Origin of the sequence: Bradyrhizobium sp. CB3481 (genome assembly GCF_029714305.1) — a bacterium.
Taxonomy (GTDB): domain Bacteria; phylum Pseudomonadota; class Alphaproteobacteria; order Rhizobiales; family Xanthobacteraceae; genus Bradyrhizobium.
The window spans coordinates 6,000,198-6,018,917 of record NZ_CP121647.1; the positions used below are offsets into that span (position 1 = coordinate 6,000,198).

Genomic DNA, 18,720 nt, shown 5'->3' on the forward strand with positions numbered 1-18,720 from the left:
CCTGCGATCGATGTCGGCTTGCGCTTCCTGCGTGAAATCTCCCGGCCTCTTTCCGAGATCTTTCTGCATCGCCAGCGGCATCGCCTCCGCTACGTCAGGTATCAGGCTCGCACCCACGCCGGCGGCAACGACACCGCCCATCAGGGTCCGGAGCGCAGTGCGACGGTCGATTGCATCCATTGTTGTTCTCCTTCTGGGGATGCCCCTTTTTGCCGCGTTTCTCGCGCGGTCGTGTTCGATCAGCCTGATCGCAACCGGCTGCCAGGCGTATCGTTCGGGATCTCGCCGGGCAGATAGTTCGGCAGGCGTCCCGCCGGGAAGATCGCCAGCAGCGCCAGCCCTGACATGATCAGGAGTCCGATTTTCAGCGCGCGCAGCCGCGCCTCGGTATTCACGCGCACGGCTTCCTCGACCTGCTGCGGCGTGGCCGTCGTGCCTTCCATCACGCTGCGCAGGCGGTCGTTGCTGACGAAATTGATGCTGTCGAGATCGACCTGGCTCTGGATCTCCTTCGGCAACACGGGATTGGCGGCGATCTGGCCCAGCACGATCGTGCTGAGCAGGCCGACCAACAGCGCGCCGGCCAGCGCCGTTCCGACCGCGCTGGCCAGATTTTGCGTGGTGCCCCGGAGCGAACCGACGTCGCCCGCCAGTTCCTTCGGCGAAGCCGTGACCAGCACGTTGAACAGCAGCGTCACCAGCGCACCCTGCCCGATGCCGAACAGGATGAGGCCCAGCAGCACCGGCACCTCGCTCCAGTCGTTGCGCACGACGAAGGCGAGCCACACCAGGCCGGCGGTGCAGAGCATGAAGCCGTAGCGGCCGATCTGCCGCGGCGTCATCCGGTCGTAGAGATTGACCACCAGCATTGCGGTGAAAAATACCGTCAGGTTGAACGGCATCATGGCAATGGCGGTCGCCAGCGGCGTGCGGCCCTGGACGATCTGGATATAAAGCGGCACCGAGAAATTCAGCGCGGCTTCCAGCGCGACCACCGCAAACAACGCGTACACCGCACTGCGCTCCTCCGCCGAGTCGATCACCTCGAGCGCCAATAGCGGCGTTTTTCCCACCGCCTGGCGGCGGTGCGTCCACATCAGGAAGGCCTGCCCGAGCACGACGCCGAGCACGATGAGCACAGGCGCTGGCGAAAGGCCGAGAAGATTGAACGGCGCGTTGGGAGTAGCCAGCGCAAGACCCCAGCTATTCAGATTGTTGAAGCCGAAACTGATCAGAACGATCGCCGCCGCGGCCAGCACGACGCCGACGATATCGATCTCTACGTCCGGACGGCCATAATCGCGCTTGAGGCGGAAGCTCAGCAGGAAGACGATGGCGGAAACCGCGATCAGGATTCCGAACGCCGGCCGCCAGCCGATATAGGTGCCGAGGACGCCGCCGATGATGAACGCCAGCACGCCGGCGCCGGCCCGCGCCGAGCCGAGCGCGCCGACTGCCGTCGCCTGCTGCCGTCCGGTGTAGTTCTCGGCGATCAGCGCCACCAGCGACGGCACGATGACCGCTCCCGCCGCGCCGCAAAGCGCCTGCGCCGTGATCATCAGCGTGGCCGTGGGACTGAACGTCATCAGGATCTGCGAGGCGCAGAACAGGACGACGGCCAAGCGGAACACCTGCAGCGCGCCGAAGCGCTGCGCAAGCTTGGCGCCGAGCATGACGAAGCCGGCGACCAGCATCGAATAGGCCACGATTCCGGTGGCGACCGTGGTCGGCGGGACGCCAAAACTCTTGACCATGCCGCCGAGCGCAACCGGCAGCGAGGCGACGTTGAAGGACATGATCATCTGGCCGAGCGCGATCGCGATCATCGGCACCCATGACTCCCGCGCTCCTTCCCGGATTGCTCCGATCGATATCGAGTGAGTTGCCATGGAGTCCTCCCGAACTGCTCGGTTTTTTTGGATGCCCTCCGGCCGAGGCCCGGGCAATCTGCCTAGTGCATCTGATTGTCTTCCGGTTGCGAAACGAACAGGTCCATTCCCAGCCGCTGCGACAGGAACTTTGCCGCGAGCTGTCCCTTCACGCTGTTGCCCGCGGCGTCGAGCGGCGGCGCAAAGGTGCCGAAACCGCCTTTGCCCGGCGATACCGCGACGATGCCGCCGCCGATGCCGCTCTTGCCGGGCAGGCCGATGTCGTAGAGCCAGTCGCCCGACGTCTCATAAAGTCCCGCCGTTATCATCACCGTCAGCGCATAGTGGCAGACCGCCGCATCGACGACGCGCTGCCTGGTCACCGGATTGACGCCGCCATCCGCCAGCGTCGCGCCCATCACCGCCAGATCCCTCGCGCTGACATTGAGCGAGCATTGCCGGGTGTAGAGGTCGGTCGCCTGCTTGGGGTCGCAGTAGATGCGGTCATAGCTCTGCAGCAGGCGCGCGATGCTGCGGTTGCGATAATTGGTCTGCGATGCCGACGCATAGACCTCTTCGTTGAGCGCAAGCTTGCGGCCCGCAAAGCGCGACAGCCCGTCGTGAATGAATTGCCATTGGCCTTCTACCGTCAATCCCGGCACGAGGCTCGTGGTCGCGATCGCTCCCGCGTTCACCATCGGATTGGTACGGCCACCGCCATGCTCGATGGCGGCGAGCGAGTTGAACGGCAAGCCGGTGGCGTTCGCCCCCAGTCGCGCGCGCGCCGCTTCCGGGCCGATCGTTTCGCAGACCAGCGCAAATACGAACGGCTTCGATACGCTCATGATCGAGAATTTGTATTCGGTTTCGCCGGCCTCGTAGACGCGCCCGCTGGTGCCGACCACGCAGACGCCGAACAGTTCTCTGGGAACCCTGGCGAGCGCGGGATAAACCTGCGAATTGTGGCCCTCGCCGTTCGACTTGAAACGCTGATGCGCATCAGACACCAGCCGCTGCACCATGTCGGGCTCAGGCAGGTGTCCTGTCGAGATGTATGGCCGCTCTGCTTGTTCCGCGATCGAAGGAAAGTCCATCGGACTTCTCCATCCGGCTTGGACCATCCCGTTCGAGGACGATCGAGCCGTTCGGGCAACATGAGGTCACGTGCTGACAAGCGATTTCTGTCGATCGCTCAGCCTCCTTCTGACCTGCGGCGGAACGTAACGCCCGAAAGTGTATGGAGTCAACAACACAACCTTAAAGTCGGTTTGCGTAGGGTATGTCCGCCTACAACACTTTGTGACAAATGGCGGTAGCGCGCGGAGGATGCTTCGACAAAGCGTCGCGAATTCGAATCCAACTCGATCGAGCACCGTCACGCTTTGCTGAGCGCGATCAGCGAAGCGTGATCTGATCGCTCTCAGGTTGTGATAGCGTGAGGCCTAGCCGCACGGCCATCGAGCGATGCGGCAGCGATGCTGACGTGTCAAAAGCGCTCCGGTGCGGCCGAGTTTCAATCATATCAAGCAGGAGGATACGGAGATGTCAGATCTAATCGCGATCATCTATCCATCCGAAGCAAAGGCCGAAGAGGTGCGGCAGCGTCTGTTCAAGCTGCAGAAGGAATATCTGATCACGCTCAGCGATGCTGTGATTGCGGTGAAGACCGACGCTGGTCCCGTCAAGCTGAACCAGCTTGTCAACACGACGGCGGTCGGCGCCGTGTCAGGCAGCTTCTGGGGCCTTTTGATCGGCGTGATCTTCCTCAACCCCCTGCTCGGCGTTGCGCTGGGCGCGGCGTCCGGGGCGCTCGGCGGCGCGCTGTCGGACTACGGCATCGATGACGCCTTCATGAAGAAACTTTCGGATACGCTTCAGCCCGGCAATGCCGCGCTGTTCGTCCTCATCAAGAACATGACACCGGACAAGGTGCTGCGGGAGATTCAGGACGCCGGCGGCACCGTGCTCAAGACCTCGCTGGACGACAGCAAGGAGCAGAAGCTGCGCGACGCGCTGGCGAAGGCGGGCGCTGATCAGGCCCCACCGCAGACCAATGCCGCCTAGGCCGTGGTAACTTCATCCGGTTGCGGCCATCGCGCTGCAGCCGGATAGTTCGCTGAAAGCACGCTCAACAGGGACGGCCGACATGCGCGCCGCGAGCGAAGCCGATACCGAGCCGGTAAGGGCCCCTGCACGGACATTGCTCGACGCGATCGAGCGGATCGGAAACAGCATCCCCCACCCGATCGTGATCTTCCTGATACTGATCGCGATCACCATGGCCGTCTCGCACTTGCTGTACCTGCTCGACGTGTCGGTCTCATTCCAGGTCATCAATCTGAAAACGCACGGCACCGACACCGTGACAGCCCGCGCCAACAGCTTGCTGACGGCCGAGGGGGTCAGGCACATCTATACGCGGCTGGTGCCCAACTTCATGGGTTTCAGCGCGGCCGGGTTGTTGATCGTCGCGATGATCGGCGTCGGCGTGGCCGAAGAAGCAGGTCTCGTCGACGCATCGATCCGCAAGCTCGTGGCGATCTCGCCACCCTGGGCGCTGACCTACATCCTCGCCTTTGTCGGCATCCTGTCGAGCGTCGCCGCGGACGCGGGTTATCTCGTGCTGATTCCGCTGGCCGGCAGCGCGTTCCTGAGCGTCGGCCGGCATCCGCTGGCCGGGCTCGCGCTGGGGATGGCGGGCGTCGCCGGCGCTTTCAGCGTCAATATGCTGGTCAAGCCGCTCGATGCCGTCCTCACCGAGCTGACCAACGACGCCATTCATATCGTGAATCCCTCGCTGTCGATCGCAGTGACCGCCAATTTGTGGTTTTCAATCGTGTCGGTCATCGTTCTGACGGTCGTGATTGCCGTGGTGACCACGCGAACCCTGGAGCCGCGCCTCGGCGCCTATCGCGAGGATCATGCCAGTGAAAGCTTGCCGCCGCATCGCGGCGGACAATTGTCCGCCGACGAGGCGCGCGGTTTGCGATACGCCGCCGCAGTATTGCTGGCTCTCGCGCTGGCCTTCTGCCTGCTGACGCTGCCGCCCGGCGCGCCTTTGCGCAATCCGGCAACCGGCGCATTGGTCGGCGATTCCCCGTTCATGAGCGGAATGATCGGCCTCATCATGCTGCTGTTCCTGGCGACCGGCATTGCCTATGGCATCGGCGCAGGAACAATCAGGCGCACGACGGATGTGGTCGACGCCATGACCAAGGCGGTATCCGGATTGGGCGGAACGATCCTGCTGTTCGTGGTCATCAGTCAGTTCGTCGACTACTTCACCTACAGCAACATGCCGACGCTGCTGGCGGTCAAGACCGCCGACGTCTTGAAGAATGCAAATATCGGCCCGCTCTGGCTGCTGCTGGGACTTATCCTGATTGTCGCCGTCCTCGATCTCGTCTTCACGCCGGCCATCGCGACCTGGGCCATCTTTGCACCCGTGTTCGTCCCGCTGTTCGTGCAGCTATCCGTCGATCCGGCGGCGGTGCTGGCCGCCTACCGGGTCGGAGATGGCCCCATCAACTCAATCACGCCACTCAACCCCTATTTTGCGCTGATCGTCGGGCTTGCGAGGAAATACGAGCGGAATGCCGGCGTCGGCACTGTGGTCGCGCTGGTGCTGCCCTATGTGGTCTGGATGCTTGCGGTCTGGATCCTGCTTTTCGCCGCATGGTACCTATCGGGCCTGCCCTGGGGTGTATAGCGCGAAGATGCGATGCGGAGTTCAGCATGATGGGGCCGACCGGGAACGCGATGCCGTCAGCGTGGAGGACCGCATGCTGATCGATCCGCGCCATGGCGATATCGAGGACGATGCCGCCAGTCCCGGGCAGCGATCCCTGCTTGCCATCACGGGCAGCCTGCTGGTCGAAATCAGTTTGCCCAAACTGCTGTTTGCCTGGACGGTGCTGCTGTTGTTGCCGGCGGTGCTGCTGGGCCTGGCGCCGTTGCTGGTCTCCGCCTGGTTTTCAACCCTGTCGGAAAAGCTTGCCACGCTGACCGGGATCGGCACCGCCCTCGCCTTGCTCGCGATAACAGCGGTCGGGTGGATCGGATGGCGGCCGCTGTTCCGGATCGCCGAGAATAATTTCTGGTCGCTCAATGCCCTCGCCGTGCAGCCGGGCTACGCGTTCACCCGCGAGGCGCTTCGTCACCTGACCGAACGGATGTGGGGCAGGACGCTGACCGCGCCGGGTCGGGCGAGGTTGCGCACCGCCAATTCGGTCGGCGCCGGCATCGTGCTGTCCGCCTGCGCGGTGTTGATTGCGATACTGGCCTGGCCAGCCACGCGTTGGACCGGGGGCTGGAACGACCTGGTCCTGCTACACCGCCTCGCCGTGCCGACGCTGGCAAATGCCGTTCTGCTGGTGTCGGGATATCTGGCGGCCGCATCGCTGGTGTGGGGATTTGCGGATGCCAGCATGTCTCAACCGGTCGACCTCACCGCTTTCGATACCGCCGCGCCGAGCGCACGACGCTGGCGCATCGCGCATCTGTCCGACCTTCACGTGATCGCCGAACAATATGGCTTCCGCATCGAAAGCGGACGGGCGGGCCCGCGCGGCAATGGCCAGCTCGCGCGCATCCTCGCACACCTCGCCGCCATCCACGCCACCGAGCCGCTCGACCACATCGTCGTCAGCGGCGATATGACCGATGCCGGCCGTGCCAGCGAGTGGGCCGTCTTTCTCGACGCGATGGCGCGTCATCCGGAACTGGTCGCCCGCACGGTCATGTTGCCCGGCAATCACGACGTCAACATCGTCGATCGCGCCAATCCGGCCCGGCTCGACCTGCCGTTCAGCCCGACCATACGGTTACGGCAAATCCGCACCCTATCCGCCATAGCGGCCGTGCAAGGCGACCGCGTGCGCGTCGTCGATGCCAATGGAAAGCCGGCCGCTACGCTGAACGAAGCGCTGGCGCCGCACCGCGATGCGATCATGGCCCTTGCCGGATACGGCGGTCTGCGCCGTGCCGCAGCGCTGCGCGACCTGTTCGACAGCCTGTTTCCGATGGTCGTCCTGCCAGAGGCGGCAGACGGGCTCGGAATAGCGATCCTGAACTCCAATGCGGAGACGCACTTTTCCTTCACCAACGCGCTCGGGCTGGTGTCGGTCGAACAGACGCACCGCTTCGAAGCAGCGATCCGCCACTATCCGGAAGCACGCTGGATCGTCGCACTGCATCACCATGTGGTGGAATACCCCATGCCGGTAAAAGCCTTCTCGGAACGCATCGGGACGGCATTGATCAACGGCAGCTGGTTCGTGCGCCGGTTGGAAGCGTTGGCCGGCCGCGCGGTGGTGATGCATGGCCACCGTCATATCGACTGGATCGGAGCCTGCGGTTCGCTAAAGATCATCTCCGCGCCCTCGCCGGTGATGAATGCGATCGACGATGCGGCGACGCACTTCTATATTCACACGCTGGCGGCTGGGCCAGATGGGCAGCTTGATCTGCTGCCACCGGAGCGCGTGGAGATTGCCGGCGAAGAAGAGCCCGAGGGCGTGCACTCATGAATTCGGGGCTGATGCGTCGGTCCCTGCCGCCGGCTTTGCCTTCGAACACGGACATCAATCTTCGGCGTTGGCTCGCCTGCTTTGGCAAAACCCGAAATGGAATGGCCTTCCATACTCCCAAGGCGATTGACCTTAGCTCCCATACCAAGCGACAGTATGGACATGGAGATGCAGGATCCGAACTGGAAAAGTCATTCTTGGCTCCCCTATTGTTGGGCCATCTTGATATTTTCCTGCTCGCGGGTGGTGGTCGCGCTCGGACTGGTATTCTCCCAAAAATATCTAACCGTCGGGAGGGCCGATGTCTGGTCTGCCGGACCAGCCTGGTACCACCAATTGCTGCAATGGGATTCGCAATGGTATTTCGAGATCGTCACTCAAGGTTATCGCTACAACGGCGATCCCACCATTCAACAGAATATCGTGTTTTACCCGCTGTATCCCATGCTCGTACGGGGCTTGGCAACGATCAGCGGTCTCGCGCCTGCGGATGCATTGCTGTTGGTATCGAACGTCGCGGGGTTGCTCGCGATTGTCATCCTTTTCAAGCTGGTTCGTGAGGAGTTTGGTGATCAACTGGCTCTCGCCACAATCGCGCTGCTCAGCTTCTTTCCCGCTTCGGTCCTGCTGTCGGCCGGGTATACCGAGCCCTTGGCACTGCTGCTGATCGTCTCGTTTTTCCTTGTGTTGAAACGGAAAAACTACTTGTCGGCAGCGCTGCTAGCAGGCTTGGCAGCCTCTACCCGATCGACGGGCGTTGTCCTGTTGCCTGTCCTTCTTTGGGAGATGTGGTCCAATCGCGACAAGACGAAGTTTCTTCTTGTCCTCGTGCCAAGCGTCCTTCTTGCGACGTCGGGGATCTGGCTATTCATGATCTACCTCTGGAGCGCTTTCGGAACTCCGTTTGCTTTTGCGGATGGGCAGGCGGCATTCCATCAGGGAACGACGCTAGCGACAAGATTGATTGCGGCACTGAAGCTTGAGCCGTTCACGCGAATGATGCTCAATGATTGGAATCCATGGGGACAAGCTAGCTGGTTTACATTATTGTTCATTGCCTTGATTGTTTTGGGCTGGTCCCGGTTGCGCGCAAGCTGGACACTGTTCGCCATGGCAGTCCTGTTGCTGCCATATCTAACGCTCAGCGGTGGGCCAGCAGGCTTCGTCTCAATGAGCCGATTTAATCTCGTTTCATTTCCCCTGTTTGTGACGCTGGCAGGTTTAGGATTGCGAGCGAAGTGGCTGTTGGCAGGAGTGATAGGACTCCTCGGCGCGTCCCTGTTCATGAACACCGCCCTGTTTGCTCGTAGAATTTGGATCGGTTGATCGCTACAATACCCGCGATGACATGCTGCTCGAGTAGGAAGTTATCCGGCGATCGCGTGTAACACCTAATAGCCCCCACCGAGAGGGCCGCGTCTTGCAATCCGTATCCAAGTTTCCCGGTCGCTATTATCTGGCAATCTTTGTGCTGGCATTCGCGACGCTTTCCTACCAGATCCTGATAACGCGCTTCTTCAGCGTTATGCTGCATTATCATTTCGCATTCGCGGCCATTTCACTTGCCATGCTGGGGCTCACCCGGGGCGCGATGAAGGTCTACGGCAAGCCCGCCCGTTATGCCGCCGAGCGGGTCGGAATAGAATTCGCGCGCCACGCGTCATGGTTCGCGCTCAGCAGCGTTGGCGCAATGATCGTCTTCCTGTGCGCGCCGCTCCTCGTACCTGCAGACAATGTTCCCCTCGCTCTGGCCCTGGCGATTATCGCCTTCGTGGCTCCGTTCACGGAAGCCGGGGTTTGCATCACGCTGTTGCTCACGCGCTTGCCCTATCGCGGCGGGCGGCTCTATGCAGCCGATCTGCTGGGTGCCGCCGCTGGATGCGTCGGCGTGATCTTCATACTGCTGGTGATTGACCCCGTAAGCGCCACGTTGTGGCTCGGAGTCTGTGCTGCCGGCGTAGGCTGGATCACTGTCCGAACCAGCGATGACGTCCGTAGTGTCCGTTTGAGCGGGGCTGTCGCGCTGGCGCTGGCGGTCGCGGCCACCCTGCATTCCGGCCTTGACCTGACCGGTCGAAGCCATCTCGGTGTGTTCTGGGCCAAGGGCGCTGAGCAGACCGGCACGCTGTTCGAACGCTGGAATACCTATTCGCGGGTGAGGGTACGCGAAATGGCCGAGAAGGTCCCGTTTGGCTGGGGTCTGGCCCGCACTCCTGATGCCCGGGTCGACCAACACTACCTCGACATCGATGCCGATGCAGGCACGATCATCACCAAATATGATGGCGACATCGGAAAGCTCGCCTACCTGAAGGATGACGTCATCAATGCAGCCTACCTCGTGCAGCCGGCGGCCGATGTCGCTGTCGTTGGCGTCGGCGGCGGTCGTGACATCCTTTCCGGTCTGCTGTTCGGTGCCAGCCGGATTCGCGCAATTGAGATCAACCCGGCGATCTTCGAAGTGCTCACCGAAAAATTCGCCGATTTCTCCGGCCATCTCGATCGCCAGCCCGGCGTATCCCTGGTCAACGCCGAAGCGCGAAGCTACATCAACCACTCGTCCGAGCGGTACGATCTTGTGCAGATTTCACTCATCGATACCTGGGCGGCGACGGTTGCCGGTGGCCTGACGCTCACCGAAAATCGTCTCTATACCGTTGAGGCGTGGGATGATTTTTACCGGGCGCTCAAGCCTGGCGGGCTGTTGTCGGTATCACGCTGGTACGGTGCCGAGCGTCGTGGCGAGCTATACCGGCTGATCGCGATCGCCGCGAGCGCGCTACAGCGCAAGGGAGTCCCAGCCGGGGAACTGCGGCATCACGTCGTCGCAGTCAACGTCGGCGGCATCGTGACGGTGATCACCCGGCCTGACGCGTTCAGCGACGCAGAATGGCAAGGCGCGCGCGAGAGACTTCAGGCGCAAGGCTTCGAGATATTTTTGGGGCCGGACGTCACCTTCGATACCGTCACCTCGACGTTGCTGTCCGACAAGGCAGACCAGGCCTTCTTCGATTCGCTGCCGGAAAACATCGCTGCTTCGACGGACGACAATCCGTTCTTCTTCTATACGTCGCGCTTCAGCGATTTCGTGAGCATCCGCAGTTGGGACATCATGAGCAACAATGTCGCGATCGGCGTCACCGGCCTGCTCATCATCGTAGCGCTCTGCGCTTGCGGATATTACATCGTGCTGCCCTTCCTCCGTCTTGCGACGCGGATGCCAATGGTGACACTGACGCCGCCCGTGGCCTATTTCAGCGCGATCGGGATGGGCTTCATGCTGATCGAGATATCGCAGATGCAGCGCCTGATGGTCTTTCTCGGACATCCCGTTTACGGGCTGAGCGTCGTGCTATTCACAATTCTTCTCTTTAGCGGAATTGGCAGCGCCACGGTCGGTGCGAATACCTCCTCCCGATCACGATTCACCGTCTTCAGGATTGCCGCCCTCCTCACCACGCTCGTGGTGGCAGGGCTGCTGACGCCGCTGGTCACCACATGGGGGCGGGCGTTGTCGACCGACATGCGTATTCTGGTGTCTGTCCTGCTGCTGGCTCCTCCTGCATTCTGCATGGGGATGATGTTTCCGCTCGGCCTCGGTGTCTGGCGCCGTCATCATGAACTACTGCCGTTCTTCTGGAGCACCAACGGAATTACGTCGATGTTCGCCTCGGTGCTGGGTGTGGCGTTGTCGATCCAGTTCGGCATCGCCAAGACCTATGCGTTGGGGGTGTTCTCTTATATGGTCTGCGCCATCGTGATCATTGCAAGCCGCCGGGTGCAGTCGATCGACATGTCCGCCGAGAAGGGTCCCGTCAGCTCCGAGGCTGGTACCGCAGGAAAGGAAGGCGCCTAGAGCTCGCTTGGTTTGACCTGATCAGATCCGCCGAGCAGCTCGGCGATCCAGCGGCTCGATGGGTGCGCGGCGCAGAAGGTGAGTATGGCAAGCGTGATCGGCACGCCGATGAAGGTCCCGAACAGGCCCCATAGGAAGGTCCAGAAGAAGATCGCGAACAGCACGACCACCGGGGAGATCGACAGCATCGTGCCGGCGACCCGCGGCTCGACATAGCTGCCGACCGCGAACTGGATGATGTTCAGGCAAACGAAGAGACCGAACACCGCAGGCCAGCTCTCGAACTGGGTCATCGCCAGCAGGGTCGGAAACAGCGTCGCGATGAACGGTCCAATGAACGGGATATAATTGAGCACGAAGGCGATCACGCCCCATTCCAGCGCGAACGGAAGTCCGGTGATCCAGGCGAACGCGCCGACCAACAAGCCGGTGACGGCACTCATCAGCGTCCGTACCATAAGGAACCATCGAAGCTTTGCTGCGGTTGCAGCGCCGCCCTCGAGCAGCACGGCCGCCGCGGCGCGGTTCTCCAGACGCTTGATCCTCCGCCAGATATCATCGACCTCGAGAAGGCCGAGCATGACGTAGACCAACGCAATCACCCAGAAGGTCAGCGTGGTATTGAGGCGGCCGGTGACATATTGCGTCGCGCGCAGGAGCCAGCCAACGTTGAAGTGCTCCGCCCATAATGCCGCAACGGAGACGCCGTGGCCATCCAGCCACGTGACAGTTGCCTCGTAGAACGCCTGATACCGCGCGAGGTCGGCGAGCAGCGAATGCCCGACGCGGCCAAATCCCCACGCCGCAAGCGAGGCAAGCGCGAAGCAGACCGTCACGGTGATGATGATGGTGATGGCCAGCGCCACAAGCTTCGGCATCCACCATTGCAGCCGCCGTTGAATCGGCCACACCACGGCAATGATGAAAATGGCCGCCGCCAGCGGCGCGAACACCTGGCTCGCCTGGGCCAGCGCCGCAGCGGCGAGCACCGCCGCGATGATCGCGATCGCAGCCTTTAGTCCGAAGCTTACCCCATGCCGGGCTCCTTGAGGCGGTCGGCAACCCGAGATTGTCAGCTGCGCCTGATTGCCGCAAGTGCGGCGGCGCGCGGGCAATAGCGTGACCGGCGTCACGTACCAGGGCGTCGAGTCGGCCTAGCGTTCCCGCGGCAAGTCGCTGCCGCGCGAATCCGTTTCAGGAGGCTGTCATGTCCCGTTTCAAGTCATCGCTGTTACGCACCGGCCTGCTTGCGGGCCTGCTGGGCTTCGCTGCCACGGGCCTGGCCTTCGCCGAAGCCCCGAATGCGGATATCCGCACCGGCATGCAGGCGCCGCCGCCGGAAGAGCGCGTCGCGCTGGTCATCGGCAATTCGAATTACCAGACCGCGCCAAAGCTCGCCAATCCCGGCAACGACGCGCAATCCGTCGCACAGCTGTTGAATTCGGCGGGCTTCGAGGTGACCCAGGCGACGGACCTGACGCGCGGCGAGATGATCAAGGTGGTTCAGGACTTCTCCTCCAAGGTCGGCGAGCGCGGTCCGCGCACCGTGGCGATGGTCTACTATGCCGGCCATGGCGTGCAGGTGGCCGGCGAAAATTACCTGCTTCCGGTCGATGCGAAGATTTCCTCGCCGTCCGACCTCGACGGCAATTCGATGCGGCTGGTCGACGTGATGGGCACGCTGGAATCGATACCGAGCCGGATGCGCATCGTCGTGCTCGATGCCTGCCGTAACAATCCGTTCCCTGAAGCGAGCGACAACGGACGCGGACTTGCCATCGTCGATGCGCCGAACGGCTCGATCGTCGGCTACTCGACGGCCCCGGGAATGGAGGCACAGGATGGTGACGGCAACCACAGCCCGTACACGTCCGCGTTCCTGAACATCGCGCGCGTGCCGAACCTGCCGATCGAGCAATTGTTCAAACGCGTCCGCCTCGAGGTGAACAACGCGACCAACGGCCGCCAGACGCCGTGGGAAAGCTCGTCGCTCACGTCTGATTTCTATTTCTTCGGCGATACCATCATGGCGGCGGGCCGCGCGCCGGATCGTACCCCGATCATGCAGATGGCGTCGAACCTGCCCTCGCGCTCGGTGCGCCAGGCCTACGATTATGTGCTGTCCGAGGGCTCGCCCGAATATTATGAGGAGTTCATCCGTCTGTATCCGCATGACCCGTTGTGCGACCACATCCGCGTGCTGCTGGGCAACATCCAGGTGGCAAAGGCTTGGCATAAGGCCGTGCTGGCGAACTCGCCGTTCGCCTACAAGACGTTCCACGACAGTTTTTCCAATACCCCCTACGCCAAGTCCGCGTTGCACCTGCACGCCGCGCCGAAGGCCGTGCCGCTGATGCAGTTCACGCATCTGGCGAAGCAGTCGCCGAACTTCAAGCCGGGCAATTTCGGTTCCCATGCGCACATGCCGATGTCGTCGAAGATCGTCACGCTACCCGCCAAGGGCATGAACGCGAACAACCCGATCCACGGCGGCTTCAACAAGGGTAATGCAGATAAGGTCATGGGTCTGCCTGGCAAGGGCCACTCCATGCCCGGCAATTTCGGCAGGAACGGCGGCAAGTTCGGCAAGGTCACGTCCCTGCATCCGAGAATGGACAACCATCCGATGCGGATGAACCGACCGATGATGATGCGAAGGCCGATGATGGGTAGCGGGCCGCGTCATTTCGGCAGCCGTATGGGTGGCGGAGGCTTCAGCCGCTTCGCCGGCCCGTCCCGCGGTTCATTCGGCGGCGGTGGGTTCGGCAGAGGGTTCGGTGGAGGTTTTGGACGGCGCTGATCTCAGCTTCGGACAAAGCAAAAGCGGGCAGAGCACATGCTCTGCCCGCTTTCCGTTTGAAATGGTGATCAGGCGACCAATCGAGCGAACAGGTCCGCGTCGACATTGCCGCCGGAGAGCACAATGACGACGTTCTTGCCCTTGGCGTCGATCCGGCCGGCCAGCAGCGCGGCGAGACCGACGGCGCCGCCCGGTTCGACCACCAGCTTCAATTCGCGATAGGCATAGGCGACGGCAGCACCGACCTCCTCGTCGGAAGCGGTGACACCATTGGCCAGCAGCTTGCTGTTGATCGAGAAGGTGAGCTCGCCCGGCATCGCCGCCATCAGCGCATCGCAGATGGTGCGGCCGGCGGCGTGATGGGCCTCGCGATGGCCGGCGCGTAGCGACAGGCCGTGGTCGTCATAGTCCTTCGGCTCGGCGACGATCACCTGCGCCTGCGGGAATTTCGACTTCACCGCCGTTGCCACACCAGCGATCAGCCCGCCGCCCGAGGCCGGCGCGACCACGATATCAGGGCTGAGCCCCAGCGCTGTCATGTCCTCGGCGATCTCGCGGCCGGCGGTGCCCTGCCCTGCGATCACGAAGGGATCGTCATAGGGGCGCACCAGCGTCGCGCCTCGCTTGGCCGCAATGCCGTTGGCGATGGCCTCGCGGTCTTCCTTGTCGCGGTCATAGAGCACGACCTCGGCGCCGTAGCCCTTGGTGCGCTCGCGCTTGGTGACGGGCGAATCCGCAGGCATCACGATGGTGGCCTGCATGCTGAGGATCTGCGCCGCCGCCGCCACGCCCTGGGCGTGGTTGCCGGAGGAGAACGCCACGACCCCGCCGCCGCGCCGATCCTGCGGGATCGAGGCCAGCTTATTGAAGGCGCCGCGGAATTTGAACGATCCGGTCCGCTGCAGCATTTCGGGCTTCAGGAAGACCTTGGTTCCGACGCGCTCGTTGAGCACCGGGAACGTCAAGAGCGGCGTACGCACCGCAAAGGGCGCGACGATCTTGGCGGCGGCCTCGATATCGGCCGCGCCAATGGGAGGATGCTGGACAGGTTCTGGCATCCGCAATTTGTAACGCGGCGACGGACAAGCGGGCAAGACGATTTGGCGTGATCTCAGGGGACGAAAACCGGGTCTTTCGCTGCGATTCGGCCCCTTTGCCCCGTCACGCTGCGCGCGCGGCGGCGCGGGGAACCGGCGCCACCCGCCGCTCCGGATCGGCCCAGGTGATGATCTCGAACCGGCCGTCCTCGTGCTCGACGAGGGCGGTGCAGCTCTCCACCCAGTCGCCGCAATTCATGTAGCGGATGCCGTGCTCATCGCGGATGGTGGCGTAGTGAATGTGCCCGCAGATCACGCCGTCGGCGCCGTGCCGCCGCGCCTCGCCGGCCAAAGTCTTCTCGAACGCGCCAATATAATTGACGGCGTTCTTGACCTTCAGCTTGGCCCATTGCGACAGCGACCAATAGGGCACGCCGAACATGCGCCGGAAGAAATTGACGAGACGGTTCATCTGGATGGCGAAGTCATAGGCCTTGTCGCCGAGATGGGCGAGCCAGCGTGCGTTCTGCACCACCAGGTCGAAGATGTCACCGTGGATGACAAGGTAGCGCTTGCCGTCGACACCTTCGTGAACGGCGTTTTCCACCACGTCGATGCCGCCGAAATGCGTGCCGTAATAGTTGCGCAGGAACTCGTCGTGATTGCCCGGCACGTAGACGACCTTGGCACCTTTGCGCGCCTTGCGCAGCATCTTCTGCACGAAATCGTTGTGCGATTGCGGCCAATACCAGCTCGACTTCAGCGCCCAGCCGTCGACGATATCGCCGACGAGATAGATCGTGTCGGCGTCGTGAACCCTGAGAAAGTCCAGCAAGCGGTCGGCTTGCGAGCCGCGGGCTCCGAGATGGACATCGGATATAAACAAGGTACGAAAGCGCCGTTCCGGGCTCTCTTCACTCAAGGCGTCACTACCCATACCCGTCCCCTGACAGATTTCTGTGACAGGGCGATGACTGATTCACGCGGCCCATAGCCCCACGAGAATCAATGCCGCACCCTTGTCTCTGCGGATAGCAGCGCGATGCGACAAGGGAGCGACATGGCAGTGTTCTTGCGGAGGCTAGCCGTGGTTAGCGGTCGCTCCGAAGGCGATCGTGACGTTAGATCTTTCGCCCCGCCCGCTCCCAATAGGGATCGCGCAGGCGGCGCTTGAAGATCTTGCCGGAATCTTCGCGCGGCAGGTTGGACTGGATTTCGATGTGCTTTGGCACCTTGTAGTCCGCCAGCGAGACCTTGAGCTGGCTGCGGATGGAAGCAATATCGAGCGTCACCGCCGGCTGCGGCTCCACCACAGCCATCAGCGCCTCGCCGAATTCGGCATCGGGGATGCCGAACACCGCGCAATCATGCACACCGGGAATCGCATGCAGCGCCGCCTCGATCTCGGCCGGATAGATGTTGACGCCGCCCGAAATCACCATGTCGCGCTTGCGGTCGCAGATGAAGACGTAGCCGTCGGCATCGATGTAGCCGACATCGCCCGAGGTGATGAACCCTTCCCGATCGATCTCGGCGCGCTTTTCCGGCTTGTTGTGGTAGGTGAAATCCGGATTGCCTGCGATGCGCGAATAGATTTCGCCGATCTCGCCCTGCGGCAGCTCCCTGCCGTCATCGCCGATGAAGCGCAGCTCCGCGCCGGGCGAAATCTTGCCGACGGTGCCGGGTTTCTTCAGCGCGTCCCCGGAGGTGGCAAAGGTGACGGCGCCCGATTCGGTCGAGCCGTAGAATTCGTAGATGATCGGTCCCCACCACTCGATCATCGCGCGCTTGACGTCGGCGGGACACGGCGCGGCGGCGTGGATGATGTGGCGCAGCGACGACATGTCGTACTTCTTGCGCACCTCCTCGGGCAGCTTCATCAGGCGGATGAACATGGTCGGCACCATGAAGACGGTGTCGACCTTCTCGGTCTCGATCACGCGCAAGAACTCCTCGGCATCGAAGCGCGGCATGATCACCAGCGCACCGCCGAGGCGGCCGGCGCGCAGCCCGAACGAGTTCGGTGCGGAATGATAAAGCGGCCCCGGCAATAGCGCGCGGGCGCCGGGCTTCAGGCCATAGATCATCGCGCGCATGCGCTCGGCATTGGCGGTCTGCTCCGGCGTCGGCGCAAAACGGCGCACGCCCTTGGGATGGCCTGTGGTGCCGGAGGTGTAGATCATGTTCTGCGGCTGCGGCACCGCCGGCCCGTCATAGCGCTGGTGCTGCTTGAGCCAGGATTCGAAATCGATCGCAAAGTCCGGCGTCGCCAGGTGATCCGGATCGATCTTGTAGTTCGCCAGGATCTCCGGCGGCGTCGGCACGCTGAGCGCGGTCACGCCTTGCGGGATCGCCTCACGCAACTGATGCAGCATGTCGGCATGCGCGATCAACACCGAGGTGCCGGAGTCCTTCAGCACATAATTGATCTCTTCCGGCTTGAAGTGCCAGTTGACCGGCACGCCATAGGCGCCGAGCCGCATCGCCGCATAGGCCGCCTCGATGAAAGCGATGTCGTTGCGCATCAGCATCGCGACGCTGTCGCCTTGCTTGACCCCGAGCTTCTGCAGTCCGCTGGCGATCCGCTCGGCGCGATCGGCGATTTCGCCATGGCTGCGCCGCCGCTCGCCGCTGATGATGCCGAGGAAGAGTTGGGAGGAGGACATTGTCTCTTTCCGATCTGTGGTCGGGTTGTGTACGTCGTCATTCCGGGGCGATGCGCAGCATCGAACCCGGAATCTCGAGGTTCCGGGTTCTCGCTTCGCGAGCCCCGGAACGACGGTGGCGGCTACCCCGCCTCCGCAAACCTTGGCGCGCGCTTCTCCATATTGGCGCGCACGGCCTCGGTCTGGTTGGGGCTGCCGATCAGCTTCTGCTGTTCGACGGATTCGGCGAGCAGCGCCGGCGCCGGATCGACCGACAGCTTGCCCAGCATGCGCTTGGCGGCGCGGATCGCATCCGGGCTCCTGCCGGCGATGTCGCGCGCCACCTCGAACGCCGCCGCAAGCGGGTCGTCGCAGATCCGCGTCGCGAGGCCATAGCTCATGGCTTCCTGCGCGGAGAAGATGCGGCCCGTATAAGTCAGCTCGCGCAAGATATCGTTGCGCACGAGGCTTGCCAGGATCGGCGTGCCCGCCATGTCGGGCACCAGGCCCCATTTGATTTCCATGATCGACATCCGCGCATCCGGCGTGAGGAAGCGCATGTCGGCGCCGAGCGCGAGCTGGAAGCCGCCGCCGAACGCGACGCCCTGGATCGCGGCAATGACAGGCACCGGAAGCTGGCGCCAGCCCCACACCGCCTGCTGCGGAAAATTCGCGATGCCATGGGTGCGTACCGTCAGGTCGCGCTTCTCGCCGCCGGCGATCCCATTGCCGCCATTTTCTTTCATCGCCTGGAAGCGGCCCATGTCGAGGCCGGCGCAGAACGCCCGGCCCTCCCCGGACAATACTACCACCCTGACGCCCTTTTCCTGGGCCAGCCGCTCGGTCGCCGCCACCAGCGCTTCGAACATCGCGGCATCGAGCGCATTCATCTTGTCAGCACGCACCAGGCGGACATCGGCAATGCCGTCCGAAATCGAGATCGAGACGCGTTGCTCCATGATTAAAATCCTCCACACTTCGTTCTT

At 62.7% G+C, this 18,720-nt stretch carries 13 protein-coding genes; 6 read left to right on the top strand and 7 right to left on the bottom strand.

The window, feature by feature from the left end:
• Positions 1 to 239: 239 nt before the first annotated feature.
• Together QA643_RS29335 and glsA are read right to left on the bottom strand one after the other, a co-directional pair.
• The gene (locus QA643_RS29335; protein ID WP_283034969.1) at positions 240 to 1,826 is read right to left on the bottom strand and encodes an MFS transporter; all 1,587 of its coding nucleotides are present in this window, start codon (positions 1,824 to 1,826) and stop codon (positions 240 to 242) included.
• A 125-nt stretch (positions 1,827 to 1,951) separates the two neighbouring features.
• Positions 1,952 to 2,962, bottom strand: a complete 1,011-nt coding sequence (glsA, locus tag QA643_RS29340; RefSeq protein WP_283029140.1) for a glutaminase A — start codon at positions 2,960 to 2,962, stop codon at positions 1,952 to 1,954.
• Positions 2,963 to 3,410: 448 nt separating this feature from the next.
• Here glsA and QA643_RS29345 point away from each other — a divergent pair, with 448 nt between their 5' ends.
• The 5 genes from QA643_RS29345 (at position 3,411) to QA643_RS29365 (ending at position 11,252) form a co-directional block, all read left to right on the top strand.
• Complete coding sequence (locus tag QA643_RS29345) at positions 3,411 to 3,932, top strand: DUF1269 domain-containing protein (RefSeq protein WP_283029141.1); 522 nt, start codon at positions 3,411 to 3,413, stop codon at positions 3,930 to 3,932.
• An 82-nt stretch (positions 3,933 to 4,014) separates the two neighbouring features.
• Positions 4,015 to 5,577, top strand: a complete 1,563-nt coding sequence (locus QA643_RS29350) for an AbgT family transporter (RefSeq protein WP_283029142.1) — start codon at positions 4,015 to 4,017, stop codon at positions 5,575 to 5,577.
• Between the two features lie 73 nt (positions 5,578 to 5,650).
• Positions 5,651 to 7,396 carry a metallophosphoesterase gene (locus QA643_RS29355; RefSeq protein WP_283029143.1) on the top strand — a complete coding sequence of 582 codons (1,746 nt, stop codon included), beginning with the start codon at positions 5,651 to 5,653 and terminating at the stop codon, positions 7,394 to 7,396.
• Between the two features lie 168 nt (positions 7,397 to 7,564).
• Positions 7,565 to 8,722 (top strand): mannosyltransferase family protein, encoded by a 1,158-nt coding sequence (locus tag QA643_RS29360; protein WP_283029144.1) that lies wholly within the window; start codon positions 7,565 to 7,567, stop codon positions 8,720 to 8,722.
• A 142-nt stretch (positions 8,723 to 8,864) separates the two neighbouring features.
• Positions 8,865 to 11,252, top strand: a complete 2,388-nt coding sequence (locus tag QA643_RS29365; RefSeq protein WP_283029145.1) for a hypothetical protein — start codon at positions 8,865 to 8,867, stop codon at positions 11,250 to 11,252.
• Here the strand turns inward: QA643_RS29365 and QA643_RS29370 are convergent.
• A complete protein-coding gene (locus QA643_RS29370) occupies positions 11,249 to 12,241 on the bottom strand; it encodes an AI-2E family transporter (RefSeq protein WP_283029146.1) in 993 nt (330 codons plus the stop codon). The two genes, QA643_RS29365 and QA643_RS29370, sit on opposite strands and share 4 nt — an antisense overlap.
• 218 nt (positions 12,242 to 12,459) lie before the next feature.
• Here QA643_RS29370 and QA643_RS29375 point away from each other — a divergent pair, with 218 nt between their 5' ends.
• Entirely contained in the window at positions 12,460 to 14,052 is a 1,593-nt protein-coding gene (locus tag QA643_RS29375; protein ID WP_283029147.1) for a caspase family protein, read from the top strand.
• A gap of 68 nt (positions 14,053 to 14,120) precedes the next feature.
• Here the strand turns inward: QA643_RS29375 and QA643_RS29380 are convergent, their stop codons facing one another.
• The 4 genes from QA643_RS29380 to QA643_RS29395 form a co-directional block, all read right to left on the bottom strand.
• Positions 14,121 to 15,110, bottom strand: coding sequence for a threonine/serine dehydratase (locus QA643_RS29380; RefSeq protein WP_283029148.1), 990 nt, complete (start codon positions 15,108 to 15,110; stop codon positions 14,121 to 14,123).
• A gap of 103 nt (positions 15,111 to 15,213) precedes the next feature.
• Entirely contained in the window at positions 15,214 to 16,026 is an 813-nt protein-coding gene (locus QA643_RS29385) for a UDP-2,3-diacylglucosamine diphosphatase (RefSeq protein ID WP_283029149.1), read from the bottom strand.
• A 184-nt stretch (positions 16,027 to 16,210) separates the two neighbouring features.
• On the bottom strand, positions 16,211 to 17,755 hold the full coding sequence (locus QA643_RS29390) for an acyl-CoA synthetase (RefSeq protein WP_283029150.1): 1,545 nt from the start codon (positions 17,753 to 17,755) through the stop codon (positions 16,211 to 16,213).
• Between the two features lie 122 nt (positions 17,756 to 17,877).
• Complete coding sequence (locus QA643_RS29395; protein WP_283029151.1) at positions 17,878 to 18,693, bottom strand: crotonase/enoyl-CoA hydratase family protein; 816 nt, start codon at positions 18,691 to 18,693, stop codon at positions 17,878 to 17,880.
• Positions 18,694 to 18,720: the final 27 nt, after the last annotated feature.